Here is a 26,548-nt window from a genome sequence, read left to right as displayed (position 1 = left end):
CTCAACCCCCGATCGTCGCGCATTTGCCCAGCAGCCAGGCCCGCTCCTCGGCGTTCAGCTCCGGCCCCAGCACGTCGAGCACGCGCCCGTGATACGCGTCGATCCACGCGCGTTCGGCGACGGTCAGCAGCGCCGGCTCGATCAGCCGCCGCTCGATCGGCGCGAAGGTCAGCGTCTCGAACCCCATCATCTTCTGCTCGGCGCCCGCGATCTCGCGCTCCTCGGCCAGCACGAGGTTTTCGATGCGGATGCCGTATTCGCCGGCTTTGTAATAGCCCGGCTCGTTCGAGATGATCATGCCGGGGCGCAGCGGCTCGGACGGGCCGCCGCCGGGATAATTCGGCTTGGCGATACGCTGCGGTCCCTCGTGTACCGCGAGATAGCTGCCGACCCCGTGGCCGGTGCCGTGCGCGAAATCGAGCCCCGCCTCCCATAATGGCCGCCGCGCGAAAGCATCGAGCTGGCCGCCATTGGTGCCTTCGGGGAAGACCGCGGTCGCCAGCGCGATATGCCCCTGGAGCACGCGCGTGAAGCGGTCGACCATTTCGGGCGTCGGATCGCCGACCGGGATGACTCGAGTCACGTCGGTCGTGCCGTCGGCATATTGTCCGCCCGAATCGACGAGATAGAGCTGGCCCGGTTCGATCCGGAAGCTCGATTCCTCGGTCACGCGGTAATGCGGGCTCGCGCCATGCGCGCCGGTCGCCGAAATCGTGTCGAAGCTCAGATCCTTGAGCTTGCCCGTGGCGTCGCGAAACTCCTGGAGCTTGGCCGCCGCAGTCAGTTCGGTCTCGGTCCCGCGGGGCAGCGTCTCCTCGCACCATTTGAGGAAGCGCATGAGCGCGGCGCCGTCGCGGACGCTCGCGGCGCGATGCCCAGCAATCTCGGCCGGATTCTTGATCGCCTTGGCCAGCACGACCGGGTCGCGCACCGCCAGCACCGTCGCGCCGCCGCGCTTGAGCCCGTCGAAGATCGCCGCGACCGCTCGTTCGGGGTCGGCGGCGACTCGCTTGCCGGCATATCGGCTGAGCGCGGGCGCGAAGTCGCTACGGTCGTGGACGCGGACCGCGTTGCCGAGGTGCGCGGCGACCTCCTCGCTCACCTTTTCGCGCGCGACGAACAGATCGAGCGTGCCGTCGGCATCGGCGATCGCATACGCCAAAGCGACCGGCGTCCGCTCGACATCGGCGCCGCGCACGTTGAGCGCCCAGGCGATCGAGTCGAGCGCCGACAACACCACTGCGTCGGCCTGCTGCTCGGCCAGCCAATCGGCGATCTCGGCGCGCTTCTGCGCGGACGACTTGCCCGCGAGATCATCGGGCTGGACCACCAACCGAGCGTCGGACGGCGCCGGCCGGTCGGGCCAGATCGCATCGACCGGATTGGTGTCGACCGCGACCAGCGTCGCACCCTTCGCCGCCAGCGCCTTCTCCGCGTCCTTGACCCAGGCCGAGGTGTGCAGCCACGGGTCGTACCCGATCCGCCCGCCCGCCGGGGCATGCCACCCGAGCCAGTCGGCGACGCTGGTCGCCGGCACTTCGACGAACTGCCAATCGCCGCCATCGACCTGCTCGCGGACCTGGAGCGTGTAGCGCCCGTCGGTGAACATCGCCGCTTCGGCGGGCAGCACCACCGCGGTCCCGGCGGACCCCTGAAACCCCGTCAGCCACGCCAGCCGCTGCGCATAGGCGCCGACATATTCGGACATATGCTCGTCGGTCAGCGGCACTACGAACCCGTCGAGGCGATCGGCCTTGAGCTGATCGCGCAGGGCGGCAAGGCGGTCGGTATAGGTGGACATCGTGATCGCTATTCCAGGACGAATCTTGTGGGTGAGGCAATATCGCGTCGCACCCGATTGTCGCGTCAGCCGGTCCAGCACAAGCTGTAAGAGGTGCTCCACTGATATTGCTGTCGTTGCAAAGTTCGGCGATGCTGGACAGGGCTGTCCGCGAGGGACCGGCAAAGGGGCGTTGCATGAACCAGCCGATGGACCCGGTCACTGCAAAGTGGTTTGCGATTGTGTTCCCGGCATGCTTCGTTGCCTTCTGGCTGCTCATCGTCACGATGCTAGGCTTCATATCTGGCTGGTTTACGCTGCAGCGACGCTATCCCCGCGGCCCCGGTGGGCCGATCCGCACCTTCCGGATGAAGAGCGGATCGATGGGACGCTTCGGTCTCGGCAGGGTATCGATGAACGGTATTCTCAACCTGGCGCCGACGCATAACGGCCTGCGCGTTGGGGTTTTTCGGCTCTTCGGGCCATTCCAACGCCCGTTCGAGGTTCCGTGGAACGAGATCCAGGTTGAGCGTAGAACCCGGTTCTTGGTGCCCGGTGCCCGCCTGACGTTTGGCATCGACGAGGGCAATCTGACGTTGGCCGTCGGGCTATGGAACCGCATCGTGGATAGCGCGCCGGAGCGCGAACGCCCTCGCCTGAGCGTCGAGCCGGTCGCGGCACAGGCACTTGCCGCAGCACTGTTGGGGGCCTGGATCGCGATAAGCGCTTTGGTCGGAACTTTCATCGCTGTGACCTCGCGCGCGGGAACGCATCCCTCTCCGGTACCGCTTGCGATCTGTTATGGCGTGCCGGCCTTCGTCGTCGGTATCGGCATGTTCGGCTTTTGGATGCGGACGCGCTGAAAGGGTGACGCCGCTCTTTGGGCCGCTTAGGAGGCGCCCATGACCGATCTCCCCCAGCCCCCCGTCGCCGCGACGCGCCCGCATCAATTCACCGCGCACGGCGTCACCATTTCCGACCCCTATGCGTGGCTCAAGGACCCGAACTATCCGACCGTCACCGACCAGGACGTGCTCGCCTATCTCGCGGCGGAGAATGCTTATTTCGAAGCGGTGATGGCGCCGCACAAGCCGCTGACCGACCGGCTGTACGAAGAGATGAAGGGCCGGATCAAGGAGGACGATTCTTCGGTCCCGCAAAAGGATGGCGACTGGCTCTACTGGACCGCGTTCGAGACCGGCGGGCAGTATCGCAAATGGTGGCGCAAACCCGTTTCTGGCGGACCGGACGAGCTGCTGCTCGACGAGCCGGCGCTGGCCGAGGGCAAGGAATATTTCCGGCTCGGCGCGTTCTCGGTCAGCAATGACGGCAAGCTGCTCGCTTATGCGATCGACGATAACGGCTCCGAACGCTTCACCATCCGCGTGAAGGATTTGGCGACCGGCGAGCACTTGTCCGACACGATCCCCGGCATGCTGTCGGAGATCGTCTGGACCGCCGACGACAGCGGCTTCCTCTACGGCCTCGCCAACGAGCAATGGCGTACCGACAATGCGCGGCTGCACCGGCTCGGCACGCCGATCGAGGACGATATCGCGCTGTTCAAGGAAGCCGACGAAGGTTTCCGCGTCGGCGTCAGCGAGACCAGCGACCGCCATTGGATCGTGATCGCCACCGGCGACCACGTCACCAGCGAAGTCTATCTCCTCCCCGCGGCCGATCCGCTCGCCAAGCCGCTGCTCGTCGCGCCGCGCAAGACCGGGCGCGAATACGATGTCGAGACGCATGGGCAGACGCTGTACATCCACACCAACGACATCGATCCGATGTGGCGGCTGGCCACCGCGCCGATCGCCGACCCCGGCGAATGGACCGAGCTGATCGCGCCTTCCGAGCATTTCTACATGACCGGAATCGAATGCTATCGCGACTATTTCGTGGTCGAGGGGCGCGAGGACGGGTTGGACCAGATCGCGATCCACCGCTACGACCCGAGCATCGCGCCGCAGCGGATCGTGTTCCCCGAACCGAGCTACGCCGCGGGGCTCGGCGACAATCCCGAATACGAGCAAGCGGTGCTCCGGCTCGGCTACGAATCGATGGTCACGCCGGGGACGGTGTATGACTATGACGTCGCGACGGGCGAAATGACCACGCTCAAGGTTCAGGAAATCCCGAGTGGGTACGACGCCGAACAATACGCCACTGAACGCCTCAAGATCAGAGTGCGCGACGGCACCGAGGTGCCGGTGTCGATCGTCTATCCCAGGGATTTCCCGCGCGACGGATCGCGGCCGCTGTTCCTCTACGCGTACGGCGCGTACGGCTACGCGATCCCACCCAATTTCTCGACCGGACGGCTGAGCTTGCTGGACCGCGGCTTCGCTTATGCCATCGCGCACATCCGCGGCGGCGACGATCTCGGCCAGCAATGGTATCACGACGGGAAGCTCGAAAAGCGCAGCAACACCTTCAACGATTTCGTCGATGTCGCGAAGGCGCTGGTCGCGGATGGCTGGACGGCTGAGGGCAAGATCGCGATCGCGGGGCGCTCGGCGGGCGGCGAGCTGATGGGCGCGGTGGTCAATTCCAACCCCGATCTGTGGGGCGCGGTGATCGCCGACGTGCCGTTCGTCGACGTACTCAACACGATGATGGACGAAAGCTTGCCGCTCACGCCAGGCGAATGGCCCGAATGGGGCAACCCGATCGAGGAAAAGGCGGCGTTCGAGCTGATCCGCTCCTATTCGCCCTACGACAACGTCAAGGAGCAGGGTTACCCGCCGATGTTCATCTCGGGCGGCCTCAACGACCCGCGCGTGACCTATTGGGAACCCGCCAAATGGGCCGCCAAGCTGCGTGCGACCAAGACCGACGACAATGTCCTTCTCTTGAAGACCAACATGGGCGCGGGGCATGGCGGCAAATCGGGGCGGTTCGACAGCCTGTACGAGGCGGCGGAGGAGCATGCCTTCGCGCTGTGGCAATTGGGTGTGGAGGGATGATGGCCGGCCTCTCCTACCCGATCACTGCGACCGAGGCCGACATCGACGAGCTCGGCCACGTCAACAATGCGGTGTGGGTGAAGTGGATCCAGGAGATCGCGGTCGCGCATTGGGAGACGATTGCCAGCCCGGAGCAGCGCGAGGCGATGATCTGGGTCGTGACTCGGCACGAGATCGATTATCGCGGCAATGTCGCGGCGGGCGAAACGGTGACCGCCGAAACCTGGGTCGCCGAGCCGCCGCAAGGCGCGCGGTTCGACCGGCATGTGCGGTTCACCGGTGCGGACGGAAAGGTGAAGGTCGAGGCCAAGACGACCTGGGCGCTGATCGACCGCGCGAGCGGACGGCTGATGCGCGTGCGGCCGGAGATTGCGGCGCCGTTTCTTTCCTGACTCCTCCCCCTCCCTTGAAAAGGAGGGGAATCAGGTTTCCCTTTTCACCTCGGCGATCGCCGTCCGGCTCTGCCGCGCCCAGGTCTCGCGGCCGGTCAGGAACGCCTTCCACCCCAGGATCGCGCCCCAGTGGCGGAACAGCTGGAAGCTGAACGGCTCGAGCATCGCCGCCGCCAGCGCCGGTCCCAGCCGCAGCCCCTTGGTCTGGCCGGTCCAGCGCGAATAGAGCTTCAGGGAGGCGAGGTGGAACGTCAGGTCGACGATGATCTTGGTCGCCATGATGATCAGGATCGGCAGCACGATGTGGAACCGCCCGCTGAACAGCACGACGAGCAGGATCACGAACGCGGTGAGGCCGAAGATCGGCTGCACCGTGTCCGCCGCCTTGACCGGCAGCATCGCGGTGCCGAGCCGGCCGAACCGGCCGTTCGCGACCATGTCGCGATTCCAATGCTGCGTCTGGAGGAACCCGCCGAACCAGCGGCGGCGCTGGCGCAGGAACGCCGGGAGCGTCGCGGGCGCGTCGGTCGACGCCAGCGCGCCGCCGATCACGCGCACGCGCCAGTCATAGCCGCTGTCGTGGGCGAAGCGGTGGAGGCGGTGGATCAGCTCGTAATCCTCGACCAGGCAATCAGGGTCGAACCCGCCGACCTTGACCACCATTTTGGTCCGAAACGCCGCGAACGCGCCCGAGACGAGCAGCAATCCGTTGAGCCGTTCCCACGCATAGCGCGACAGAAAGTTGCGGACATATTCGTAGGTCTGGAACCACTCGAATAGCCGTCCCGTGAGACTCGGCCCGCACATCGGGCGGATCACCCCGGTGGCGGCGACAAGTTCGGGCTCGGCAGCGAATGCCGTGCGCATCGCGGCGATCGCGCCAGGTTCGAGCAACGTGTCGGCATCGACCGTGACGACGATCTCCTGCTCGACGTGGAGAATCGCCGCGTTGAGCGCGCGCGCCTTGCCGCCGTGCGGAAGGCGCAGCCAGCGCAGGCTCGGCAAGTCGCGCGCCGGCGCGCTGATCGCACCGATTGCCGGCGGGTCGAGGCCGTAGCGTGCGAGCGTCGCCGCCGTGCCGTCGTCCGACCCGTCGTCGGCGATCAGGATCAGATCGGGCGCGCCGTCCTGCGCCGCCAACCGGTCGATCGTCACGTCGAGCACCGCCGCTTCGTTGCGCGCGGCGACGATCACCGCGAGCGTCGCCGCGCCATCGTCAGCGCTCGGCGGGGCCACGCCATGCCGCAACGGCCAGATCTCGATCGCGGTGAACACCAGCAGCGCGGTGTCGTAGAGGATGTACGCGACCCCGACCGACCAGACCAGAATGCCCTGCCGCAGGAACGCCATTGCCACGAGCGCGACGAACGCCGCATAGACCAGCGCCGTAATGAAGCGGCTCGGCCATCGGACTCGGCGCGGATTGAGCCGCGGCGACAGGATCGCGAAGGTCTGGGCGAGCGCGTCCGCCGGGGCACGCTGGAACATCAGGGACATGAACCTAGGAGGGGGTCTTCGCGTCTAACGTTCATTTCGGATACGCACCAGCCTGATTGGCAACCTCTGGGGGAAAGACGCTGCATGGAGAATGAACGGTACACGCGGTTCGCGATCGTGCTGCACTGGGCGATCGCGCTCGGCGTGCTGGCCAACATCGCGCTGGCGTGGCTCTGGCCGCTCGGCGACACGCACGATTCGATCGCGCCCTACGTCCGGCCGATGATCGACAAGCACAAGGCGATCGGGCTGACCATCCTCGGGCTCGCGGTGCTTCGGCTGTTGTGGCGCGCAAGCCATCGCCCGCCGGCCTTCCCGCTGGGCTACCGCCCATGGGAGCGCCATCTCGCGCATATCGTCCATTGGGGGCTGTACTTCGTGATTTTCGCGATGCCGATCACCGGCTATGTCATGGATTGCGCGTTCAAGGACGCAGCGACTCACCCGATCGGCTGGTTCGGGCTGTTCGAGATCCCGCGGCTGGGTTTCATCACGAACCTGCCGCCCGATAGCAAAAAATGGGTCCACGACACGTTCGGCGCGGCGCACGAGGTCATCGCCTATCTCGTCTACGCGCTGTTCGCGCTGCACGTGCTCGGCGCCTTCAAGCACCAATTCGGCGGGGACCGCGAATTGCAGAGGATGGGAATCGGACGTTGAGCGCAAGCCGCGGGAAGCGCGCGGACGGCGGCGCGCCCAGGTCGCTGAGGACGGCAACCGAGGAATCGCCCATGACCTTCGTCTCCACGCATTTCGCTTCGCCGGTCGGCACGCTCAAGCTCGTCGCGAGCGAGCGCGGGCTCGCCGCTATCCTGTGGCAGGACGACCGCGCCGAGCGAGTCCGACTGGGCGCGATGGCCGAGGCGCCGGATCACCCGGTGCTGGTCGAAACCAAGCGCCAGCTCGGCGAATATTTCGCCGGCACGCGAAACCGCTTCGACTTGCCGCTCGATTTCCACGGCACCGATTTCCAGAAGAGCGTGTGGGCGGCGTTACTGACGATCCCGTTCGGGGAAACGCGCAGCTATGCCGAGATCGCGGCGTCGCTCGGGCGCCCGACCGCCACGCGCGCGGTGGGCGCGGCCAACGGCAGGAACCCGATCTCGATCGTCGCACCATGCCACCGCGTGATCGGCAGCGACGGATCGCTCACCGGCTTTGCGGGTGGGCTGGAAGGGAAGAAGTATCTGCTCGACCTCGAGCAGCGCCAAAGCTGAAGCCAGATCGCCCTTGCGAGCGCAGCGAAGCAATCCAGCGCCTTTTTGCAACACATGACGAAGTCTAAAGACGCCTCCCCGGCGAAAGCCGGGGTCCAGTTACGATCCGTCCGATGCTGGACCCCGGCCTCCGCCGGGGAGGCGTAGATCAGCTATTGTCGCGCCAATTCTCAATCAGTTTCATCAGCCGCCGCTCGACCGGCGCGAGCACCGGCCGCGCGACGGCATGGATTGCTTCGCTGCGCTCGCAATAGCGGATCAGTCGACGGTCGCCTTGTCGGTGAGGTCTTCCGTCGAAACCGGCCCGTCCATCCCGCGATGGATTCGAATGCCCGCCATCGAACCGACGCGCACCAGCCTGGCGGAAGTCGTCACGATCGCAGGCGCGGACGTTGAGGCCGGGGCCGCGACCGCAGGGCTGCTCGCCGGCGAGCCGCCGCGGTGGATCGTCACGCCATCGACCGACTGGTCGCCGGCATAGGCGATCGTGCTGCCCGGGGCGGTACGGCCGGTCAGGCTCGGCTCGGCGCCCGAATAGCGCTGCCGGAACGCCAGCGCATTCTCCATCCCGCCGCGCCAGCGGTAGAAGATGTGCGCGCCGACCGTCGCAACCTTGTCCATGCTCGATGCCCACCACGGCGACACGTAATTGGCGTGGTAGAAGGTTGCCGACCCGACGGGGGCGTAGACCGCGCCCGCCAGCGCCGCGCTTGCGACCGCACGGGCGCGTTCCCATCCGGCGGCGCTCGGCCGGCGGTTGAGCGAGCCGTCGCACGTGAAGGTGAACTGGCAGCCGGTGCTTCGCTGCGATCCCTGATAGACGACGCCGCACACGCTTGAGGGAAAGGCGCGGTCGCGCACGCGATTGAGCACCACCTGCGCCACCGCGCGCTGGCCGTCGTCGGACTGGTTGCCCGCCTCGTAATAGACCGTCTGCGTCAGGCAATCGAGCGCGCGCGCGGCGTCGTCGGGGCTGCGCGTTTCGGCGAGCGCGTTGAACGACGGCGCCGCGGTGTAAGCGGGCGTCGCGGTCGCCGCGTTGAGATCGGAGACATCGAGATCGACCGGCACGTTGAGGTCGAGCTTTTCGAGCATCACCTTGGGCGGCAACTTGGGGATCGCGAGCGTCGCGGTCGATCCGTCATTCTCATGCCCGGCGCACGCCGAGACCATCGCCACGACCATCAGGCCGAGCGCCAACCGCGTCGCCAGGAAGATCCCGCCCCGTTTCACGCCGTCTTCGGTAGCGGCGCGGAGTTAGGAGGGAGTTAATCCCGCACGCGCATAGCGGATTCAGATACCCGCAGCCTTACGCAATTCTTCGTTGATCCGCGTCTGCCAGCCTTCGCCGCCGCGTTTGAACCAATCGATCACCTCGCGGTCCAGCCGCAGCGATACCGGTTGCTTCGGATTGTCGGACTTCGGCCGTCCACGCCGGACAAGCTTGGCCCCGACGAACGAATCCGCTTCCTCAAACCAGGCATCGTCCAGTTCGGGCTTCACGTCATCCGGGTCGGTCGCGCGCTTGCTGATATTTCTGTCTTTCTCTGTCATTTGCTTTCCACATCGTCACGATGCGGCGCCGGTCCTCGCGAAGGGTCCAAGTCACGATCACGACTTCGTCGCCGATCATCCCGATCGAATGAAACCGTTCCTCGGTTTCGCTGTGCTTGTCGTCGCGTCGCGTCAGATGGAAGCCATCGAAAAGCTTCCCAGCGTCTGCAAGATCAAGGCCGCGGTCCGCCAGAATGAGCGAACGTTTGGCCGGGTCGTAGTCCACGTCCATTTGGGCTTCCCCAATTCTGGCCGTTAGGGGGCGGCGTAGCTCTTGATCATCACATGTCTCCGGCTGTGATAGGGACGATCTCTGATCGCATTTTCGTGTATACAGAATTTCTGTATCGCGTCAATATGTGTATATACGAAATTATCGGCGAAATCGCGCGTCGCGGGTCACGTGGCCTGACAGGAACGCTCAGTCGCGAGGATTGTCTTTGCCGGCTTCATCCAACGGATCGGAGCGGTCCATCCTGCTGTGGCGTCAAGCCTCCAGCTCGACGTCCCAATACAGCCAATCGCGCCACGTATCGTGGAGGTAATTGGGCGGAAAGCTCTTGCCGTGGTCCTGCAATTGCCAACTGGTCGGGCGGATCGGCTCGACATGGAGCGGCATGTGCGCCTCCCGCGGGGTGCGGCCGCCCTTCTTGAGATTGCACGGCGCGCACGCCGTCGCGACGTTCTCCCAGGTCGTGCGTCCGCCATAAGCGCGCGGGATGACGTGGTCGAAGGTCAAGTCGCGGTGCGTCCCGCAATATTGGCACGAAAAGCGGTCGCGCAGGAACAGGTTGAACCGAGTGAAAGCGGGGAACTGGCTGGGCTTCACGAACGATTTGAGCGCGATCACCGACGGCAGCTTGAGCGCGAAGTTCGGGCTCCTGACCTCGCGCTCGTAATGCGAGACGATGTCGACTCGATCCAAAAAAACCGCCTTGACGGCGGTCTGCCACGGCCAGACGGAGAGCGGATAGTAACTGAGCGGCGTGTAATCGGCGTTCAGCACCAAAGCGGGGCAACTGTCCGGATGCCGCATCAGGTCGGGATGGAACACGCCTCGCCCTCCTAGGGTCCAAACCCTTCGCTTTCCAGACGGGCATCAACCCGACTAGGATGACGCTGTCATGACAGCACAGCCGCTGACTCGCGGTCAAGAGTCGGACGCGTGATTACTTCGCGGTTCGCGCCGAGTCCGACCGGACGGTTGCATTTGGGCCACGCTTGGTCGGCGGTGCAGGCGCACGACCGGGCGCGGGCGGAGGGCGGCCGCTTCCTGTTGCGGATCGAGGATATCGACGGCTCGCGGTCGCGGCGCGAGCACGTCGAGGCGATCCTTGACGATATGACATGGCTGGGGCTGGCGTGGGATGGACCGGTCGTATTCCAGTCGGAGCGCGTGCCACTTTACGCAGAGGCGCTTGAGCAGCTGCACAGCAGCGGCCACACCTATCGCTGTTTCTGCACGCGCGCCGACATCGCGGCGGAGATCGCCGCGGCGGGGAGCGCGCCGCACGATGACGACACCCCGCCGCCGCATCCCGCGGCATGCCGTCATCGCTCGCCGGCGGAGATCGAGGCACGCCTGGCGGACGGCGAGCCGTTTGCGTGGCGGCTCGACATGGCGGCCGCTACGGCTTCATATATTCACGCTTCCCCGGCAAAGGCCGGGGCCCAGGATCGGGCCGGTCGCGACTGGGCCCCGGCCTTCGCCGGGGAGGCGTTTTCAAGAAACGGCCAGCTGGTTTGGCATGACGAAGTCGCTGGGCCGCAAGTCGCGACCCCCGAGAGCGCGGGCGACGTGGTGCTGTGGCGCAAGGACGCGCCGGCGAGCTACCACCTCGCGGTGACGGTCGACGACGCGGCGCAGAGGGTCACGCACGTTGTGCGCGGACGTGACTTGTTCGAGTCGACGCACGTCCACCGGCTGCTCCAGGCGATGCTCGACCTTCCGACGCCGGTCTATCGCCACCATGCCCTGCTGAGCGATGCCGGGGGGAAGCGCCTCGCCAAGCGTCACGGCGCGCCGACGCTGGCCGATCTGCGCGCCGACTATCCCGATGGCCGCGTGCTCGCCCGGGCTTTGCGCGCCGGTACGCTTCCCAACGGCTATCGGAGCGCCTAAATACCAGCCATGACCTTCCTCGCCATCCTCCTCCTCGCCGCGATGATCGCGACGGTCGCAGCACTCGTCTACGGCGTCGTGCAGTTCCTCCGCAATGCAGGCCAGGAGGTGCGATCGGGCACCGGACCGAGCGAGGCGGCGCTGCGTTCGAACAAGGCGATGCAGTTCCGCATCTTCTTCCAGGCGGGCGCGATCCTGATCGTCGTGCTGATTCTGGTCCTCGCCGGCAAGGGTAGCTGAGACGGAGACTTTTGATACGCTCACGCGCATGGCGGTGCCGGCCCACTCCCCCACCCGACCGCCCATAGAATAACCTGTTGGGCGGCCGGGTGGGGGTTGGGCCGGCACCGCGAAGGACAAGATGGTCAAGCTCAACAAAATCTACACGCGGACCGGCGACGGTGGGTCGACCGGGCTGGTCGATGGGTCGCGCGTGTCGAAGTCGGACGCGCGGATCGCGGCGATCGGCGACGTCGACGAGGCGAATAGCGCGATCGGAGTGGCGGCGACATTGGCGAGCGGCGAGACGGGCGAGGCGCTCGCGCGAATCCAGAACGACCTGTTCGATCTCGGCGCCGATATCGCGACTCCCGGCGGCATCGACGGCGCGCTGAGGATAGCGGCGAGCCAGGTCGAGCGGCTCGAACGCGAGATCGATGCGATGAACGCTCACCTCGCACCGCTGACCAGCTTCATTCTGCCGGGCGGCACGGCGATTTCCGCGCACCTCCATCTCGCCCGCGCCGTCGCCCGGCGCGCCGAGCGCAGCTGCGTTGCGGCCAACGATCACGCGCCGCTCAATTCGGAAGCATTGCGCTACATCAACCGCCTCAGCGATTGGCTGTTCGTCGCGGCGCGCGCGGTGAACCAATCCGCCGCCGGCGGCGTTCTCTGGGTGCCCGGCGCGCAGCGCTGAGCCCGTCCGCCGATCTCGATCGTTGCAGCCGCGTAATTTGCGCGCTACGGAGAACATAATGCGAACGCGGTTGGGCTCATCGCCGTCTCCCGAAGCGCTGGGGCAGCGCCTCGCGGCGGTGCGCGCGCTGAGCGTCGCGCTCGTCGCGCCGTTGTCCGACGCCGATGCCAGCGTCCAGTCGATGCCCGACGCTTCGCCGGCCAAATGGCATCTCGCGCATACGACGTGGTTTTTCGAAACCTTCGTGCTGCGCGATTTCGTGCCCCGTTATGCGCTTTATGACGAGCGCTTCCCGTTCCTGTTCAATTCCTATTACGAAGCCGAAGGATCGCGGCAGGCGCGCGACCGGCGGGGGGTGATCACCCGCCCGTCGCTCGACGCGGTGCTGGCGTATCGCGCCCATGTCGATGCCGCGCTGGCGGCGGCGCTCCCCGATCTCCCCGAAGCGGCGCGCGAGCTCGTCCGGCTGGGCTGTCATCACGAAGAGCAGCACCAGGAATTGCTGCTGACCGACCTGCTCCACCTGATGGCGCAAAATCCGATCGAGCCGGCAGTCTGGCCGGGCGCGCCCAAGGTGCCGGTGGCGATGCCGGGTCCGATCGCCTGGATCGAGCATCCCGGCGGCGTGGTCGAGATCGGACGCGATTTCACGTTCTCACAAGCGGGAGATTCGGGAAATTTCGCGTTCGATTGCGAAGGGCCGCGTCACCAGGCGCTGCTCACGCCCCACGCGATCGCCGACCGCACCATCACCAACGGCGAATGGGCGGCGTTCATCGCCGACGGCGGCTATGCCGATCCGCGGCACTGGCTGTCCGACGGCTGGGCGTGGGTGCAGGCGCAAGGCGTCGAAGCGCCGCTCTATTGGGAGCAGCAGCGCGGCGCCTGGACTCGCTTCGGGCTCGACGGCCGCCGCCCGATCGACCCCGCCGCGCCGGTCACGCACGTCAGCTTCTTCGAAGCCGACGCGTTCGCGAGCTGGGCCGGCGCGCGGCTCCCGACCGAGGCCGAATGGGAAGCGGCCGCAGGCGCGCACGATCCCGACGGCGGCAACCAGCTCGACGCCGCCGGACCGGTCGAGCCGCGACCCTCGCCCGGCGGCCCGGCGTTCTTCGGCGACGTATGGGAATGGACCGGCAGCGCGTATCGCCCCTATCCGGGTTTCCAGCCCGCCGCGGGCGCGGTCGGCGAATATAACGGCAAGTTCATGAGCGGGCAGTTCGTGCTGCGCGGCGGATCGTGCGCGACCCCGCGCGGCCACGTCCGCGCGAGCTACCGCAATTTCTTCTACCCGCACCAGCGCTGGCAATTCACCGGCGTGCGATTGGCGAGGGATATTTAGCGTGAAGCGCTGCCCTTCACGCCTCCCCGGCGAAGGCCGGGGCCCAGTTGGGAAGGCCCGGGACGCGGCCGCCACCCTTCATTTCGCCACGGCCCGATGCTGGGCCCCGGCCTTCGCCGGGGAAGCGTATAGGAAGGGCGTCGAATGCTGAAACAGGAAGCGGAAGACGGCACGCGGAGCTTCGCCGACCCGGCGTTTCGCGCCGACGTGATCGACGGCCTGACCCGGCGTCCGCGCGCGATTCCGGCGCGATGGTTCTACGACCGGCGCGGATCGGAGCTGTTCGAGGCAATCACCGAGCTGCCCGAATATTATCCGACGCGGACCGAGACCGCGCTGCTCGAAGCGGTGGCGGGCGAGGTGGCGGCGCGCGTGGGGCCAGGCCGTGCGGTCGTCGAGTTCGGATCGGGATCGTCGACCAAGACGCCGATCCTGCTCGGCGCGGTGGACCCGTCCGCTTATGTCCCGATCGACATTTCGGGCGACTTCCTGCGCGAATCGTCGAAGGCGCTGGCGGCACGCTTCCCGGCGCTTCGCGTCATCCCGGTCGAGGGCGATTTTCTCCAGCCGCTCAAGCTCCCCGCCGAAGTCGCCGCGACCCCCAAGCTCGGTTTCTTCCCGGGGTCGACGATCGGCAACATGATCCCCTTGTCGTCAGCCGACCTGCTCCGCGCGATGCGCCGTTCGCTCGGAGAGGGCGCGATGCTGCTGATCGGGATGGACCGGATCAAGGACCCCGCGATACTCGAGTGCGCCTATGACGACGCGGCCGGGGTGACCGCGGCGTTCAACCTCAACCTGCTCGAACGGATCAACCGCGAGCTCGACGGCACGATCCCGATCGACGCGTTCCGCCACCGCGCGATCTGGAACGACGACCGCGCGCGGATCGAGATGCATCTGGAGGCGACGCGCGACGTGAACTTCACGATCGAGGGCCGCCCCTTCTCGATCGCGGCGGGCGAGACGATCCACACCGAGAACAGCCACAAATATGGCCCGCGCGACGCACGCATCCTGCTCCGCGCGGGCGGATGGACGCCGATCGCCGAATGGACCGACCCCGCCGACCAGTTCGCGCTCTATCTCGCCGAAGCGCAGGCGCCGCGCCCGGCGCCCTGACATGAGCGCGCCGGTCAACCCGATCGCCGGCACCGGCTTCGCGCGCGGCGCCGGCGTCTACGCGACCAGCCGTCCGGGCTATCCGCCCGAGGCCGCCGACTGGCTGCGCGACCGGCTGGGCATCGCACCGGGCAGCATCGTCGCCGAAGTCGGCGCGGGCACCGGCAAGTTCACCGAAACGCTGGTCGCGGCCGGGGCTGACGTGATCGCGATCGACCCGGTGGGCGAGATGCTCGAACAACTGCGCGCCGCGCTGCCCGGCGTGCGGACGATCGTCGCGCCTGCCCAGGCGCTGCCACTCGCCGACGAGAGCGTCGACGCGGTCGTCTGCGCCACCGCGTTCCACTGGTTCGCCAGCGATGCGGTGGTCGCCGAATTCCGCCGCGTGCTGCGGCCGGGCGGCGCGCTCGGGCTGATCTGGAATACGCGCGACACTTCGGTCGATTGGGTCGCGGAGCTGTCGGCGATCACCAATCGGCACCAGGGCGACGCACCCCGCGAAACCGCAGCGGCGTGGCGCGCGCCCTTCCCCGCGCCGGGCTTCACCCCGCTCCACGAAACGCTGATGCGGTACGCGCATCGCGGCGCGGCGGAGGACGTCGTCGTCGGCCGCACGCTGTCGACCAGCTTCATCGCCGCGCTGCCTCCAGCTACCCAGGCGGACGTCGCCGCCGAAGTGCGCGCGCTGATCGCGCGGACTCCGGAACTGGCCGGGGAAAGCGTGACCTTTCCCTACGTCACGATGGCGTATGACTGCCGGCGAATCGACTGACACGGCCTAGCGCGTTCACATTTTGGCGAAGAGATAGATTGCCAGGATCGTCACCCCGACGCCGACGGTAGTCAGCACGATCGCCGCGAGCAGGCTCGGCTTGTTGAGCACCAAGGCGCTGTCGGTCGGGTTGGCGGGATCGAACCATACCGGCACGGTCGCGCCCGCCGGGTTGGCGGCAAGCCAGGCATTGGCCTCCTTCTCGCTGTTCCAGTCGGTGCGCGCGCACAGGAACGGGCGCGCGCCCTCGCGCTCGGCGCCGGCCGCCTGGTAGCGATAGCTGACCTTCGCGCGATAGCTCGTCTGGAGCATGTCGTTGACCATTTGCGTGTGCGTGGTGATCGTCGAGGCGATGATCGTCGCTTGCGTCTGCACCCACGACCCAGCGGCGGCGAACCGCGCGCTGCCGCGCCGATAATAGATCACCCCGAACACCGCCACCGCGACTCCCAGGATGAGCATGAACCCGACCAGCGCGGTCGGATGGCTGCCGCTCGCACCGTTGCCCTGCATTTGCGTCCCCCTCTTTCGATTTCGATCAGGGTTAGCGCGCGCCGCGGCCGGGCAATTGTAAATAAGGGCCACGCCGCATAGGGCGGCGCGATCAACCCAATCGAGGACAGGGCATGCAAAGCGTCGGCGTGATCGGGGCGGGACAGATGGGCGCGGGGATCGCGCAGGAAAGCGCGCAGGCCGGCTATCACGTGCTGCTCACCGACGTGTCGAAGGAACGCGCCGATGCCGGCAAGGCCGGGATCGGCCGCCAGCTCGCGCGCGCGGTCGAGAAGGGCAAGCTCGACAGCGAGGCGATGGACGCCGCGCTGGCGCGGATCGAGACCGTCGACGGGGTCGCGGCGATGGGCAATTGCGGGCTGATCGTCGAAGCGGCGACCGAGCGCGAGGAGATCAAGCGCGCGATCTTCGCCGAGGTCGGCAAGGTGCTCGGCGGATCCGCGATCCTCGCCTCGAACACGTCGTCGATCCCGATCACGCGGCTCGCGCAAGCGACGCCCGATCCGGCGCGGTTCATCGGCGTCCACTTCTTCAATCCGGTCCCCGTGATGGGCCTGATCGAGATCATCCGCGGCCTCGCCACGAGCGACGCGACGGTGGCGGCAATCGAGACCTACGCCGCCGCGCTCGGCAAGCAAGTCGTCCGCGCCAACGACGCGCCGGGGTTCATCGTCAACCGCGTGCTGATGCCGATGCTCAATGAAGCATGCTTCGCGCTCGGCGAGGGCGTCGCGACGATCCGCGACATCGACCTTGCCTGCCAGCTTGGGCTCAACCATCCGATGGGCCCGCTGACGCTCGCCGATTTCATCGGGCTCGACACGTGCCTCGAGATCACCCGCGTGCTGTTCGAAGGCACCGGCGACCCCAAGTTCCGCCCCGCGCCGCTGCTGATCAAATATGTCGAGGCCGGCTGGTACGGCCGCAAGACCAGGCGCGGCTTCTACGATTATTCGGGCGAGGAACCCGTCCCGACACGCTAAAGCGCCGCCGCTTTGCTCCGCCGCCAGCGCAGCACCAGCGGCAACAGCATCGCGCACGCCAGGATCGACAGCCCGGCATCGGCGATCAGGCTGCCGGTGAGGCCGCGCACGCCATACACCTCGCGACCCCACTTAATCTCCGATCCCCGACTGATATCCGCTACTAAATCTCCTACTCCAATATATCTCGATTAGGTCCGAATAAATCATTCAATGCTTTACTCTCAAAGTTAAGAATAGAGCCGGGGCGAACCAAAACGTAAGATATAAACCCTCTTTTAAAATACGTCTGGATCCAAACTCGTAGGATCCCCGCCCTAATCATAAACCTCCTCTTTCTCGACAAATCCATTCTCTTCAGTGTTCTTCGATACAGCCTATGGAAATAGTCGATTTCATCATGGTTCACCGGACACCTCTCGAGGAAATCGCTGTATCTTGAACTATAGTCCTTGTACACATTCAGCAACGCTTCATCGTTTATCCCATGAGCCCCGGACGCGGCATACAATTGGTCGGACAGCTCTCTTAGCTGGCGAGCATTATATTCTAGCTGATGAGATCGAAGGACAACTTATCCATTTTCGATTAGGCTGAATACGACGATAAAAACCGGTAGAATCACGCCGGCGGCACTTAATATCGGGACGTCTAAATGTTCCTGTTTTCCTAGGGCACTTGCCAGCAAGTACGAGATCAAAATTGCCCATAGCGATAGAAACACCACTGTAAGCTGGGCAATTTTATAATCCATACGAACTCGCCGCGACGCATGAAATCGAACGGATGACGTGTTCTTAATGCGCGCAAATAGCTTATCGACTTTTTCACGCACACTAGCGCTTGGAGCTTCGTTCATGATCGCCTCCGGAAAGACAAACCATGGCACTAAATAGTTCAGCTGATCAATATCCCCGCGAGCGCCGCCGACATCAGATTCGCAAGACTCCCCGCCGCGAGCGCGCGCAGGCCGAGCTTGGCGATCATCGGGCGCTGGTTGGGCGCGAGGCTGCCGGTCACCGCCATCTGGATCGCGATCGACGAGAAATTGGCGAAGCCGCACAACGCAAACGTCACCACCGCGACGGTGTGCGGGCTCAACCCCGCCTGCATCTTGCCGAGGTCGATATACGCGACGAACTCGTTGAGCACGATCTTCTCGCCGAAGAACCCGCCGGCCGCCCCCGCTTCGCTCCACGGCACGTTGAGCAGGTACATGACCGGCTTGAAGATCGTGCCGAGGATCGCCTGGAAGCTCAGATCGGGATAGCCGAACCAGCCGCCGATCCCGCCGAGGATGCCGTTCGCCAGCGCAACCAGCGCGACGAACGCCAGCACCATCGCTCCGACCGCGACCGCGAGCTTGACGCCGGTCTGCGCGCCTTGCGCCGCCGCCATGATGATGTTGGCGGGCTTTTCCTCATCATGCGTCGCGTCGGGCAACGGCTCGCCGGGGACGCCCTCGGGCAAGGCGATGGCGCCGGCGGCGCGCGAGTCGACGACGGCGTCCTCCTCGGCCAGCGTCCTGGTGTCGGGCATGATGATCTTGGCCATCAGGATGCCGCCGGGCGCCGCCATGAAGCTTGCCGCGAGCAAATACTCGATCTTGATCCCCATCGAGGCATAGGCCGCGAGGATCGTCCCCGCGACGCCCGCCATGCCGCTGGTCATCACGGTGAACAATTGCGGCGGGGTAAGTCCCGCGAGGTAGGGCTTGATCACGAGCGGCGATTCGCTCTGGCCGACGAAAATGTTGGCGGCCGCGCACAAGCTTTCGACCTTCGACACGCCGATCACCCATTCGATCGCGCCGCCGATCCAGCGCACGATCGCCTGCATGATGCCGAGATAATAGAGGATCGAGACGAGGCTGGCGAAGAAGATGATCACCGGCAGCGCGGCGATGGCGAAGGTATGCGCGAGCGGGTTGCTTGCCGCGGGGCCGAACAGGAATTCGGTGCCTTGATTGGCGTAGCCGAGCAAGGCGGCGACGCCGTTGGAGGCCTTTTGCAGCGCGGCGACACCCCATGGCGCCTTGAGCACCAGCACCGCGATCGCCGCCTGCAGCGCGAACGCCGCGCCGACGACGCGCAGCCGGATCGCGCGGCGATTGTTCGACAAGGCGAACGCGATCAACAAAATCACCGCGATCCCGGCGATGCCGATCAGGAAACGCATGTCGATAATCCCCCCGAACTTCACGAACTTCACGGCCTGCGCGATCGCAGTGCCGCACCGCGACTATGGCGGCAAAAATCGATGTGGGACAGCCCTTGCGTTCGGCGGCGCGCGTGGCACTAATCTGGCGCTCGGGTTCGCGGGATCGCGCCGTCACGGTGAGCGGCCAACCGGCGTCCGTACGGGGAGAGTGACACCATGACTCAAGATATCCGGAAACTCGCGATCGCGGCGGCCATGCTGGCCGGGATCGGTCTCGCCAGCCCGGCCTTGGCGGCCGAGAATGCGATGCAGGTGTGCGGCGCCAAATACCAGGCGGCGAAGAAAGCGAACACGCTGCCCGCCGGGCAGACCTGGAACCAGTTCCTCGCCGCGTGCCGCGCGGGAATGCCCAAGCCCGCCGCGGCCGTGGCGCCCAAGCCGGCGCGCGCCGTCGCCGCCAAGCCCGCCGCCCGGCCAGCCGGCCAGCCGAGCGCCGCGCAAAAGGCGATGTACGAGCGCGAGCACCAGTGCGGCGCACAATGGCGCGCCGACAGCGCCGCGAAGAAAGTGCCCGCGGGCATGAAGTGGCCGCAATATTGGAGCGCGTGCAACAAGCGGATGAAGTAGCCGAACCCGATCCGTCATGCCGGACTTGATCCGGCATCCCGCATCCTTCTGCAACGAAAGCGGGACCCCGGCTCAGGGCCGGGGTGATGAAACGGGAGCGCGCCCTGCCCAGCGTTTGACGCGCGCGGAAATCGCGCTAGCGTCCGCGCCTATGGAAAAACCCGCTCTCGCGATCCCTCGCTCGCTCTTCGTCTTTTCGATCCTGTACGGCGGCATGGTCTGCATCGCCGGCGTGCTGGGGGTGAAGCAAGTCGCACTCGGTCCGCTCGCGGTCGAGGCGGGAATCTTCGGCTTCCTGATCCTCGTCGTGCTGTCGAGCGCGGTTGCCGAATTGCACGGGCAAAAGGCGGCGACGGCGCTGGTCCGGTTCGGGTTCGTGCCGCTGTTCACCTCGGCGATCCTGATCCAGCTCGTCCTCGCGCTGCCGCACGACCCCGGCATGTACCCGCCCGCGATCGACGCCTTTCCGATCGTCGTCGGGCAAAGCGTGCGGATGATGCTCGCCGGGTTCATCTCCTACGGCACGTCGCAGACGCTCAACGTCTTCATCTTCTCCAAGCTCAAGGGACAAGAGGGCCAGGGCCGCCTGGTCTGGTTCCGCGGCATGGTTGCGAGCGTGATCAGCCAGATCGTCGACACGATCCTGTTCATCTCAATCTCGTTCTACGGCGAGCGCCCGATCCTGGGGCTGATGGAAGGCCAGATGCTGACCAAGGTCGTGCTGTCGATCGTGCTGGTGCCGTTCCTGATCACCGGGTTCGTCGCGCTGGGGAAGTGGCTCGATCGCGAGTAGCCGTCGCCGCGGCGGAGGCCGGGGCCGCTGCCCGTCTTCGCCAGCGCGGCGATCCCGGCCTTCGCCGGGATGACGGAAATGATTGGGGGCGCTAAAGCCATCCCGATGACCGACCACACCCCTTCGCCCGCTTTGCTCGCCAAGGCCGAAACGCTCGTCGAGGCGTTGCCGTATCTACAGCGCTACGCCGGCCAGACCTTCGTCGTGAAATATGGCGGGCACGCGATGGGCGATGCCGAGGCGCAGCGCGATTTCGCCGAGGACGTGGTGTTGTTGAAGGCGGTCGGGATCAACCCGGTGGTGGTGCATGGCGGCGGCCCGCAGATCGGCGCGATGCTCAAGCGGCTCGGGGTCGAATCGCAATTCGTCGGCGGGCTTCGCGTCACCGACGCCGCCACCGCCGAGGTCGCCGAGATGGTGCTGGCGGGCAAGATCAACAAGGAAATCGTCGGCTGGATCGCAGCGCTCGGCGGGCGCGCGGTCGGGATTTCGGGCAAGGACGCCAATCTGGTGCTGGCCGAGAAGGTCACCCGCACCGAGCCCGACCCCAATTCGGGGATCGAGCGGCATGTCGACCTCGGCTTCGTCGGCGAGCCGGTGAAGGTCGATCCGACGATCCTGATCAACCTGGCGAAGGACGGCTTCATCCCGATCGTCGCCCCCGTCGCGCTCGGCGCTGACGGCGCGACCTACAACATCAACGCCGATACGATGGCGGGCGCGATCGCCGGCGCGCTGGGCGCGACCCGGTTCTTCCTGCTGACCGACGTCCCGGGCGTGCTCGACAAGGCCGGCGAGCTCCAGACCGACCTCGACCGATCGGCGATCGAGGCGATGAAGGCCGACGGCACGATTTCGGGCGGGATGATTCCCAAGGTCGACACCTGCGTCACCGCGGTCGAGGCCGGGGTTGCCGCCGCGGTCATCCTCGACGGGCGCGTGCCGCACGGCATGCTGCTCGAAATCTTCACGCGGCGCGGCGCGGGGACGCTGGTCAGGGCGTGAGCGCTGTACTATATCGGTAGAACACCGGGGCGACGGAGAGCCAATTGATCACGCTGCTGCAAATCATCGAATACCTGCTGATCATCGTGTGGTGGGTGATCATCGTCCAGGCGATCATGTCGTGGCTGATCGCGTTCAACGTGATCAACACCTACAACGAGACGGTCCGGGCGATCTGGCTCGCGCTCAAGAAGTTGACCGATCCGCTGTACAACCCGATCCGGCGGATCATGCCCGATTTCGGCGCGCTCGATCTGTCGCCGCTGGTGGTGCTGATCATCCTCTACATCCTGTCGGACATCGTCATCCCGCGCCTCGAACTATGGTGGGTCGGCGCCGTTCCGCTGTGATGCTGGCGCCGCCGCGCGCTGCGCTTTAAGGAGAGCGGCATGACGGCAAGCATCATCGACGGCAAGGCGTTCGCGCACCGGTTGCGCGAGCGGATCGCGGGGCGAGTCGCGCAGTTTCGCGCGGCCGCGGGTCGCGCGCCGGGGCTGGCGGTGGTGCTGGTCGGCGACGACGCCGCGTCGGCGGTCTATGTCCGCAACAAGGGCAAGATGACGATCGCCGCCGGGATGGAAAGCTTCGAGCACATCCTCCCCGCCGATACCACGCAAGCCGACCTCGAGGCGCTGGTCGACCGGCTCAACGCCGATCCCGCGGTCGACGGCATCCTCGTCCAGTTTCCGCTCCCCGCCGGGCTCGACGAAGCCCGCATCTTCACCCGGATCGCGCCCGACAAGGATGTCGACGGGCTGAACCCCGAAAATGTCGGGCGGCTGGCGAGCGGGCTGCATGGCTTCGTGCCCTGCACGCCGCTCGGCTGCGTGATGCTATTGAAGGACACGCTCGGCGACTTGAGCGGGCTCGACGCGGTGGTGATCGGCCGCTCCAACCTGGTCGGCAAGCCGGTCGCGCAATTGCTGCTGCGCGAAAATTGCACCGTCACCGTCGCGCATTCGCGGACTCGCGATCTGTCGAGCGTGGTCAAGCGCGCGGACATCGTCGTCGCGGCGGTGGGGCGGCCCCACATGATCAAGGGCGAGTGGCTCAAGCCCGGCGCGACGGTGATCGATGTCGGCATCAACCGCACCGCGGAAGGGCTAGTCGGCGACGTCGACTTCGCCGGCGCGTTGAGCGTGGCGGGCGCGATCACGCCGGTGCCGGGCGGAGTCGGGCCGATGACGATCGCTTGCCTGCTCAGGAATACGTTGGTCTCGGCGCATCGCCGCGCTGGCGTGCCGTACGACAAGGGGGCGCTGTGAAATGTTGGTCACGCTGTTTCTCGCCACGCTCTCCCTGTCACACGCCTCCCCGGCGAAGGCCGGGGTCCAATCTCGCGCGGCTCGCAACTGGGCCCCGGCCTTCGCCGGGGAGGCGGAACGGGATGGTCGAAGAGGACAATCGGCGCTGGCGGCGCCGCTTCAACCAAGGAACATGACCCCCATCGACGCCGAACGCGCCTTCGCCGAGGACGCCAGGACGATCGGCCAATGGACCGCCTTTCGCAAATGGTCGGCGGACGACGCCGTGATCTTCGTGTCGCAGCCGATCAACGCGCGCGAATGGCTCAAGGATCGCAAGAACCCCGTGCAGGCGATCGATTGGTGGCCGACCGCGAGCTATATTTCGTGCGATGGCAAACTTGCGGTCAATACCGGCGGCTGGCGACGGCCCGATGGCAAGGTCGGCTATTTCTCAACGGTGTGGCAGCACCAAGCTGATGGCAGTTGGAGATGGATCAGCGACGGTGGAGATGGGCTAGCGAAGCCGCGCCCTGTACCGAAGGTGCCTTTGACCAAGGTCGCCCACTGTAGCGTTCCACCCTCATGGGAGGATGACGTCGTCTACGTCTGCCCCGAAAATGCTAAATGCGGTCATGGCGGGGGAACCGACGGGACGATCACTTGGGATTGGCAGGTTGCGGCCGACGGCTCCCGGCTTTTTCGCGCGTCGCTCTGGGATGGCAAACGCTATGTGCCAGTGATCGACGACAAAGTCGCCGGTTCGCCAGCTAACAAATGATCGAACTCTACCTCTCCGCGCTCGTCACCTTCTTCGTCGTGATCGACCCGCCCGGCTGCGCGCCGATCTATGCCGGGCTGACCAACGGCGCGAGTCCCGCGCATCGCCGCTCGATGGCGATCCGCGCGGTGTTCGTCGCTTCCATCATCCTGTTCGTATTCGCCGCGGTCGGCGAAGCGATCCTCCACGCACTCGGGGTCAGCCTGTCGGCGTTCCGCATCGCGGGCGGGATCATGCTGTTCCTGATCGCGCTCGAAATGGTGTTCGAGAAACGCACCGAGCGCCGCGAGGACCGCGCCGCCAAGGTCGCCTCGAACCCCGAGCTCGACGACGTCTCGATCTTTCCGATGGCGATGCCGATGATCGCCGGACCCGGCTCGATCGCCTCGGTGATGCTGATGATGAGCCGCAACCACGGCGTCGAGCGCGTGGCGGTGGTGCTCGCCGCGCTGGCGACGATCCTGCTGCTGACGCTCGTCGCATTGCTCGCCGCCGGCCCGTTGATGCGGTTGCTCGGCGCGCGGGTCGAATCGGTCATCACGCGAATCCTCGGCGTGCTGCTTGGCGCGCTCGCGGTGCAGTTCGTGATCGACGGAATCCGGATCAGCCTGGGGCTCAGCTGACACTATTCCCCTCCCTGTCAGGGAGGGGAGATTTTGAACAGCCGAAGCGGCGAATTACGCGGCAGCGGCAGCGGCTGAAGGAACGCGAACGTCTCGCCGCGCGCCATGCGGTCGTAGAACCCGCCGGGATTGCGCGCGCGATAGATCGTCGATTCGGCCATGTTGGGGCAGACCAGCAGATAGGTCGCATTATGCTTCGCGGCGATCGCGCGGAATTGCTCGGGGCTGCCGCCGAATGCGTGCTGGACGTCGAGAATCGCGTCGCCGTTGCGATGATACGGCCCCGCCACCGCCTTGTCGTGCGTCACGGTGATGATCCGGGGGCCGAGGTCGACGAAGCTGAACACCGTCGCCGCGGGATAGCGGTTGAGCTGGACGAGGTTGCCGTATGCGGGGCAGCGCGCGCCGGCGCGGTTGATCGCATTGCTCCGCGCATCGGGCTTGTCGATCGGCAGATACTGGACCGACAGCGCGCTGAACGCCCCGCTCGCGAACAGCACCACCGCCGCGGTGCCGAACACGCGCACCAGCATGTTGCCGCTCGCCAGCATCAGCGGCACCGCGATCCAGATCAACGCCGCCGCGCCCGGCACCGCGAGCAATTGCGCGGCCGGCCCCGCGCGAGTCTGCCACAGCAGCATCAGGCAAGCGAACAGCGTGAACAATGCGACCGCCGCCCAGCCGACCATGTTCGGCGCACGCTCGCCGATCGCGCGCCTGGCCGCGACGAACGCGCCGAGCAGTCCGATCAGCGGCAGCGTGACGATCGGGAACGCCTGGCGGAACGGATGCGTGTAGATCGGCTTCGCCTCGCGGACGTTGTTGAGCCAGTTCCTGGCCAGCTCGGGCGAGACTTGCTCGGGCCGTCCCAGGCATTGCGGGAACAGCCACGCGAACCCGGCGACGATCACCGCGCCCGCCAGCACGGCAAGCCCGAGCCGCACCCAGCGCGACGCCGGGTTGAGCCGCGCCAGCGCGAACAGCAACGCGCCCGCGACGATCATCACCGTCAGATAGACCGGGGTCAGCGCATCGCAGCGCTGGACCATGTTGGCGTAGGAGCCGAACGCGGCATAGCCGAGCGCGGTCCCGCCGCCGAGTGCGAGCGCATAGCCCTCAACCCGGCGCGCCTCGCCGCGATCCCAGATCCATTGCAGCGTGATGATCGCCCCCGCCATCGCCGCGTACGGCATCATCTCGAGCCCGATCGACAGGCTGACCGCCGACGCCGCGCCGACGATCGCGCCGCCGCGCCCGCCCTTGCGGTCCGACAGCCCGGCAACGGTCAGGCTCAGCATTGCGAGCTGCCAGCCGTGGTGATCGATCCGGTCGGGCGCGAACATCAGCATCGTCGAGTTGCACGCCAGCACCAGCAGCGCGATCGCGAGCGGCCAGGCATGCCGCCCGATCAGCCGCCGCGCGGTCGCGCCCAATCCGACAAAGGCGATCGCCAGCGGCAGCAACGGCGCGATTCCGCAGGCGATCCGCTCGGCCTCGGGCGTGCCGACGAACGGTCGCAACACCACGATCAGCCCCGCGATCGGCAGATCGACGATTCGGCTCCAATGAATGTCGAACCCGCCTGGCGGGTTGAGGTAGTAATTGCGCAGATCGTACCATCGCTGGCCGTCGAGCAGCGCGCGGACCTGCATCAGCCGCATATTGTCGTCGGTGTCGCCGAGCCCGAGCGCCTGGATCTGCTCCCACTGCGCGCCGAGATACCAAAGCGCGACGAACAGCCAGGCGAGCAGCGCGTAGCGTATCCAGTGGCGGTCGATCTCCTCGCCCATGGCGCGGAACTGCTGTTCGGTGCTCGTCAAAATGCTTCCCTCGCGCGCTAACGCGCATTAGGGCCTGCACCCGCCCCCGGCAACGGCCGTGACGGAGCGGATTTTGGTGCAGGACGAGGAGCCAGGAAGGAGCGATGCCAAGGCATCGTGACTGACGCGGCGACGACGATCCTGCGCCAAAATCCGGCCGCCGCTTCGCGGTCGCCCGGAGAGCCGCGCTGGACGGCGTCACTTGCTTGCGCGTAGCTGCAGCTACGCGACTGCGCTACGTTTCTTGCCAGCGTGGCTCTCCGGCGATCACGACCATTGCCGGGGGCGGGTGCAGGCCCTAGTGCGGCGCGCACCTCCA

28 protein-coding genes and 1 pseudogene are annotated in these 26,548 nt (G+C 66.3%); 19 read left to right on the top strand and 10 right to left on the bottom strand.

The genetic code is table 11. The annotated features are described in order from the left end of the window. Position 1: 1 nt before the first annotated feature. Positions 2-1,801 (bottom strand): aminopeptidase P family protein, encoded by a 1,800-nt coding sequence (locus tag VH326_RS08235; protein ID WP_329631323.1) that lies wholly within the window; start codon positions 1,799-1,801, stop codon positions 2-4. 176 nt (positions 1,802-1,977) lie between these two features. On the opposite strand from VH326_RS08235, the gene VH326_RS08230 reads away from it, so the two are divergent. From VH326_RS08230 to VH326_RS08220, 3 genes are read left to right on the top strand one after another with little or no spacing between them, the layout of a single operon-like run. After that, positions 1,978-2,643: a hypothetical protein gene (locus tag VH326_RS08230; protein ID WP_329631322.1), complete on the top strand. Its 666-nt coding sequence runs from the start codon at positions 1,978-1,980 to the stop codon at positions 2,641-2,643. A gap of 39 nt (positions 2,644-2,682) precedes the next feature. Further along, positions 2,683-4,746 carry a S9 family peptidase gene (locus VH326_RS08225; protein WP_329631321.1) on the top strand — a complete coding sequence of 688 codons (2,064 nt, stop codon included), beginning with the start codon at positions 2,683-2,685 and terminating at the stop codon, positions 4,744-4,746. After that, positions 4,743-5,138: an acyl-CoA thioesterase gene (locus VH326_RS08220; protein WP_329631320.1), complete on the top strand. Its 396-nt coding sequence runs from the start codon at positions 4,743-4,745 to the stop codon at positions 5,136-5,138. Before VH326_RS08225 ends, VH326_RS08220 begins: the two co-directional genes overlap by 4 nt. 30 nt (positions 5,139-5,168) lie before the next feature. Here the strand turns inward: VH326_RS08220 and VH326_RS08215 are convergent, their stop codons facing one another. After that, positions 5,169-6,626 carry a glycosyltransferase gene (locus VH326_RS08215; protein WP_329631319.1) on the bottom strand — a complete coding sequence of 486 codons (1,458 nt, stop codon included), beginning with the start codon at positions 6,624-6,626 and terminating at the stop codon, positions 5,169-5,171. A 93-nt stretch (positions 6,627-6,719) separates the two neighbouring features. On the opposite strand from VH326_RS08215, the gene VH326_RS08210 reads away from it, so the two are divergent. Together VH326_RS08210 and VH326_RS08205 are read left to right on the top strand one after the other, a co-directional pair. Beyond that, the gene (locus VH326_RS08210; RefSeq protein WP_329631318.1) at positions 6,720-7,295 is read left to right on the top strand and encodes a cytochrome b; all 576 of its coding nucleotides are present in this window, start codon (positions 6,720-6,722) and stop codon (positions 7,293-7,295) included. A gap of 71 nt (positions 7,296-7,366) precedes the next feature. Further along, positions 7,367-7,852 carry a methylated-DNA--[protein]-cysteine S-methyltransferase gene (locus VH326_RS08205; RefSeq protein ID WP_329631317.1) on the top strand — a complete coding sequence of 162 codons (486 nt, stop codon included), beginning with the start codon at positions 7,367-7,369 and terminating at the stop codon, positions 7,850-7,852. A gap of 258 nt (positions 7,853-8,110) precedes the next feature. Here VH326_RS08205 and VH326_RS08200 read toward each other — a convergent pair whose 3' ends face one another. The 4 genes from VH326_RS08200 to VH326_RS08185 all read right to left on the bottom strand — a co-directional run bounded on the left by VH326_RS08200 (position 8,111) and on the right by VH326_RS08185 (position 10,460). Continuing rightward, the gene (locus VH326_RS08200) at positions 8,111-9,085 is read right to left on the bottom strand and encodes a cell wall hydrolase (protein ID WP_329631316.1); all 975 of its coding nucleotides are present in this window, start codon (positions 9,083-9,085) and stop codon (positions 8,111-8,113) included. A 60-nt stretch (positions 9,086-9,145) separates the two neighbouring features. Next, positions 9,146-9,355 carry a BrnA antitoxin family protein gene (locus tag VH326_RS08195; protein ID WP_329631315.1) on the bottom strand — a complete coding sequence of 70 codons (210 nt, stop codon included), beginning with the start codon at positions 9,353-9,355 and terminating at the stop codon, positions 9,146-9,148. Between the two features lies 1 nt (position 9,356). Beyond that, complete coding sequence (locus VH326_RS08190; protein ID WP_329631314.1) at positions 9,357-9,638, bottom strand: BrnT family toxin; 282 nt, start codon at positions 9,636-9,638, stop codon at positions 9,357-9,359. Between the two features lie 255 nt (positions 9,639-9,893). Continuing rightward, complete coding sequence (locus VH326_RS08185) at positions 9,894-10,460, bottom strand: HNH endonuclease (protein ID WP_329631313.1); 567 nt, start codon at positions 10,458-10,460, stop codon at positions 9,894-9,896. A gap of 111 nt (positions 10,461-10,571) precedes the next feature. Here VH326_RS08185 and gluQRS point away from each other — a divergent pair, with 111 nt between their 5' ends. The 6 genes from gluQRS (at position 10,572) to VH326_RS08155 (ending at position 15,680) form a co-directional block, all read left to right on the top strand. Beyond that, a complete protein-coding gene (gene gluQRS / locus VH326_RS08180; protein WP_329631312.1) occupies positions 10,572-11,528 on the top strand; it encodes a tRNA glutamyl-Q(34) synthetase GluQRS in 957 nt (318 codons plus the stop codon). Positions 11,529-11,537: 9 nt separating this feature from the next. Further along, positions 11,538-11,768: a twin transmembrane helix small protein gene (locus tag VH326_RS08175; RefSeq protein WP_329631311.1), complete on the top strand. Its 231-nt coding sequence runs from the start codon at positions 11,538-11,540 to the stop codon at positions 11,766-11,768. Positions 11,769-11,889: 121 nt separating this feature from the next. After that, the gene (locus VH326_RS08170; RefSeq protein WP_329631310.1) at positions 11,890-12,444 is read left to right on the top strand and encodes a cob(I)yrinic acid a,c-diamide adenosyltransferase; all 555 of its coding nucleotides are present in this window, start codon (positions 11,890-11,892) and stop codon (positions 12,442-12,444) included. Positions 12,445-12,502: 58 nt separating this feature from the next. Next, positions 12,503-13,786 carry an ergothioneine biosynthesis protein EgtB gene (gene egtB / locus VH326_RS08165; RefSeq protein ID WP_329631309.1) on the top strand — a complete coding sequence of 428 codons (1,284 nt, stop codon included), beginning with the start codon at positions 12,503-12,505 and terminating at the stop codon, positions 13,784-13,786. A gap of 144 nt (positions 13,787-13,930) precedes the next feature. Further along, positions 13,931-14,908 carry an L-histidine N(alpha)-methyltransferase gene (egtD, locus tag VH326_RS08160; protein ID WP_329631308.1) on the top strand — a complete coding sequence of 326 codons (978 nt, stop codon included), beginning with the start codon at positions 13,931-13,933 and terminating at the stop codon, positions 14,906-14,908. Between the two features lies 1 nt (position 14,909). Next, positions 14,910-15,680 carry a class I SAM-dependent methyltransferase gene (locus tag VH326_RS08155; RefSeq protein WP_329631307.1) on the top strand — a complete coding sequence of 257 codons (771 nt, stop codon included), beginning with the start codon at positions 14,910-14,912 and terminating at the stop codon, positions 15,678-15,680. A gap of 15 nt (positions 15,681-15,695) precedes the next feature. Here the strand turns inward: VH326_RS08155 and VH326_RS08150 are convergent, their stop codons facing one another. Next, positions 15,696-16,193 (bottom strand): DUF3592 domain-containing protein, encoded by a 498-nt coding sequence (locus VH326_RS08150; RefSeq protein WP_329631306.1) that lies wholly within the window; start codon positions 16,191-16,193, stop codon positions 15,696-15,698. A 113-nt stretch (positions 16,194-16,306) separates the two neighbouring features. Here VH326_RS08150 and VH326_RS08145 point away from each other — a divergent pair, with 113 nt between their 5' ends. Further along, positions 16,307-17,176: a 3-hydroxyacyl-CoA dehydrogenase NAD-binding domain-containing protein gene (locus VH326_RS08145; protein WP_329631305.1), complete on the top strand. Its 870-nt coding sequence runs from the start codon at positions 16,307-16,309 to the stop codon at positions 17,174-17,176. Between the two features lie 172 nt (positions 17,177-17,348). Here the strand turns inward: VH326_RS08145 and VH326_RS08140 are convergent. Both VH326_RS08140 and VH326_RS08135 read right to left on the bottom strand, forming a co-directional pair. Then, positions 17,349-18,035 (bottom strand): annotated as a pseudogene (locus tag VH326_RS08140) (SLATT domain-containing protein). Between the two features lie 38 nt (positions 18,036-18,073). Further along, the gene (locus VH326_RS08135; protein WP_329631304.1) at positions 18,074-19,354 is read right to left on the bottom strand and encodes a NupC/NupG family nucleoside CNT transporter; all 1,281 of its coding nucleotides are present in this window, start codon (positions 19,352-19,354) and stop codon (positions 18,074-18,076) included. A gap of 198 nt (positions 19,355-19,552) precedes the next feature. On the opposite strand from VH326_RS08135, the gene VH326_RS08130 reads away from it, so the two are divergent. From VH326_RS08130 to VH326_RS08100, 7 genes are all read left to right on the top strand, one after another. After that, positions 19,553-19,963: a hypothetical protein gene (locus tag VH326_RS08130; RefSeq protein WP_329631303.1), complete on the top strand. Its 411-nt coding sequence runs from the start codon at positions 19,553-19,555 to the stop codon at positions 19,961-19,963. A 151-nt stretch (positions 19,964-20,114) separates the two neighbouring features. Further along, on the top strand, positions 20,115-20,756 hold the full coding sequence (locus tag VH326_RS08125) for a queuosine precursor transporter (protein ID WP_329631302.1): 642 nt from the start codon (positions 20,115-20,117) through the stop codon (positions 20,754-20,756). 105 nt (positions 20,757-20,861) lie between these two features. After that, the gene (argB, locus tag VH326_RS08120; protein WP_329631301.1) at positions 20,862-21,761 is read left to right on the top strand and encodes an acetylglutamate kinase; all 900 of its coding nucleotides are present in this window, start codon (positions 20,862-20,864) and stop codon (positions 21,759-21,761) included. 44 nt (positions 21,762-21,805) lie between these two features. Then, positions 21,806-22,111 carry a YggT family protein gene (locus tag VH326_RS08115; RefSeq protein ID WP_329631300.1) on the top strand — a complete coding sequence of 102 codons (306 nt, stop codon included), beginning with the start codon at positions 21,806-21,808 and terminating at the stop codon, positions 22,109-22,111. Between the two features lie 39 nt (positions 22,112-22,150). Next, complete coding sequence (gene folD, locus VH326_RS08110; RefSeq protein WP_329631299.1) at positions 22,151-23,026, top strand: bifunctional methylenetetrahydrofolate dehydrogenase/methenyltetrahydrofolate cyclohydrolase FolD; 876 nt, start codon at positions 22,151-22,153, stop codon at positions 23,024-23,026. A 1-nt stretch (position 23,027) separates the two neighbouring features. Further along, on the top strand, positions 23,028-23,786 hold the full coding sequence (locus VH326_RS08105) for a hypothetical protein (RefSeq protein ID WP_329631298.1): 759 nt from the start codon (positions 23,028-23,030) through the stop codon (positions 23,784-23,786). After that, complete coding sequence (locus tag VH326_RS08100; protein WP_329631297.1) at positions 23,783-24,409, top strand: MarC family protein; 627 nt, start codon at positions 23,783-23,785, stop codon at positions 24,407-24,409. The genes VH326_RS08105 and VH326_RS08100 overlap by 4 nt, the downstream gene beginning before the upstream one ends. 17 nt (positions 24,410-24,426) lie before the next feature. Here VH326_RS08100 and VH326_RS08095 read toward each other — a convergent pair whose 3' ends face one another. Next, positions 24,427-26,199, bottom strand: coding sequence for an AcrB/AcrD/AcrF family protein (locus tag VH326_RS08095; RefSeq protein ID WP_329631368.1), 1,773 nt, complete (start codon positions 26,197-26,199; stop codon positions 24,427-24,429). Positions 26,200-26,548 lie beyond the last annotated feature (349 nt).

Source organism: Sphingomonas sp. (genome assembly GCF_036269755.1).
Classification (GTDB): Bacteria; Pseudomonadota; Alphaproteobacteria; order Sphingomonadales; family Sphingomonadaceae; genus Sphingomonas.
This window is presented reverse-complemented; position numbering and strand designations above follow the sequence as displayed.

Bases quoted from the DNA above. Each gene is read 5' to 3' on its own strand.
- VH326_RS08105 (WP_329631298.1), top strand. From the start codon at position 23,028: ATGTTGGTCACGCTGTTTCTCGCCACGCTCTCCCTGTCACACGCCTCC.
- VH326_RS08210 (WP_329631318.1), top strand. From the start codon at position 6,720: ATGGAGAATGAACGGTACACGCGGTTCGCGATCGTGCTGCACTGGGCG.
- VH326_RS08150 (WP_329631306.1), bottom strand. From the start codon at position 16,193: ATGCAGGGCAACGGTGCGAGCGGCAGCCATCCGACCGCGCTGGTCGGG.
- egtD (WP_329631308.1), top strand. From the start codon at position 13,931: ATGCTGAAACAGGAAGCGGAAGACGGCACGCGGAGCTTCGCCGACCCG.
- VH326_RS08230 (WP_329631322.1), top strand. From the start codon at position 1,978: ATGAACCAGCCGATGGACCCGGTCACTGCAAAGTGGTTTGCGATTGTG.
- VH326_RS08125 (WP_329631302.1), top strand. From the start codon at position 20,115: ATGGAAAAACCCGCTCTCGCGATCCCTCGCTCGCTCTTCGTCTTTTCG.
- VH326_RS08135 (WP_329631304.1), bottom strand. From the start codon at position 19,354: ATGCGTTTCCTGATCGGCATCGCCGGGATCGCGGTGATTTTGTTGATC.
- VH326_RS08175 (WP_329631311.1), top strand. From the start codon at position 11,538: ATGACCTTCCTCGCCATCCTCCTCCTCGCCGCGATGATCGCGACGGTC.
- egtB (WP_329631309.1), top strand. From the start codon at position 12,503: ATGCGAACGCGGTTGGGCTCATCGCCGTCTCCCGAAGCGCTGGGGCAG.
- folD (WP_329631299.1), top strand. From the start codon at position 22,151: ATGACGGCAAGCATCATCGACGGCAAGGCGTTCGCGCACCGGTTGCGC.
- VH326_RS08145 (WP_329631305.1), top strand. From the start codon at position 16,307: ATGCAAAGCGTCGGCGTGATCGGGGCGGGACAGATGGGCGCGGGGATC.
- VH326_RS08235 (WP_329631323.1), bottom strand. From the start codon at position 1,801: ATGTCCACCTATACCGACCGCCTTGCCGCCCTGCGCGATCAGCTCAAG.
- VH326_RS08215 (WP_329631319.1), bottom strand. From the start codon at position 6,626: ATGTTCCAGCGTGCCCCGGCGGACGCGCTCGCCCAGACCTTCGCGATC.
- VH326_RS08155 (WP_329631307.1), top strand. From the start codon at position 14,910: ATGAGCGCGCCGGTCAACCCGATCGCCGGCACCGGCTTCGCGCGCGGC.
- VH326_RS08100 (WP_329631297.1), top strand. From the start codon at position 23,783: ATGATCGAACTCTACCTCTCCGCGCTCGTCACCTTCTTCGTCGTGATC.
- VH326_RS08205 (WP_329631317.1), top strand. From the start codon at position 7,367: ATGACCTTCGTCTCCACGCATTTCGCTTCGCCGGTCGGCACGCTCAAG.
- VH326_RS08220 (WP_329631320.1), top strand. From the start codon at position 4,743: ATGATGGCCGGCCTCTCCTACCCGATCACTGCGACCGAGGCCGACATC.
- VH326_RS08095 (WP_329631368.1), bottom strand. From the start codon at position 26,199: ATGGGCGAGGAGATCGACCGCCACTGGATACGCTACGCGCTGCTCGCC.
- VH326_RS08190 (WP_329631314.1), bottom strand. From the start codon at position 9,638: ATGGACGTGGACTACGACCCGGCCAAACGTTCGCTCATTCTGGCGGAC.
- VH326_RS08225 (WP_329631321.1), top strand. From the start codon at position 2,683: ATGACCGATCTCCCCCAGCCCCCCGTCGCCGCGACGCGCCCGCATCAA.
- VH326_RS08130 (WP_329631303.1), top strand. From the start codon at position 19,553: ATGACTCAAGATATCCGGAAACTCGCGATCGCGGCGGCCATGCTGGCC.
- argB (WP_329631301.1), top strand. From the start codon at position 20,862: ATGACCGACCACACCCCTTCGCCCGCTTTGCTCGCCAAGGCCGAAACG.
- VH326_RS08170 (WP_329631310.1), top strand. From the start codon at position 11,890: ATGGTCAAGCTCAACAAAATCTACACGCGGACCGGCGACGGTGGGTCG.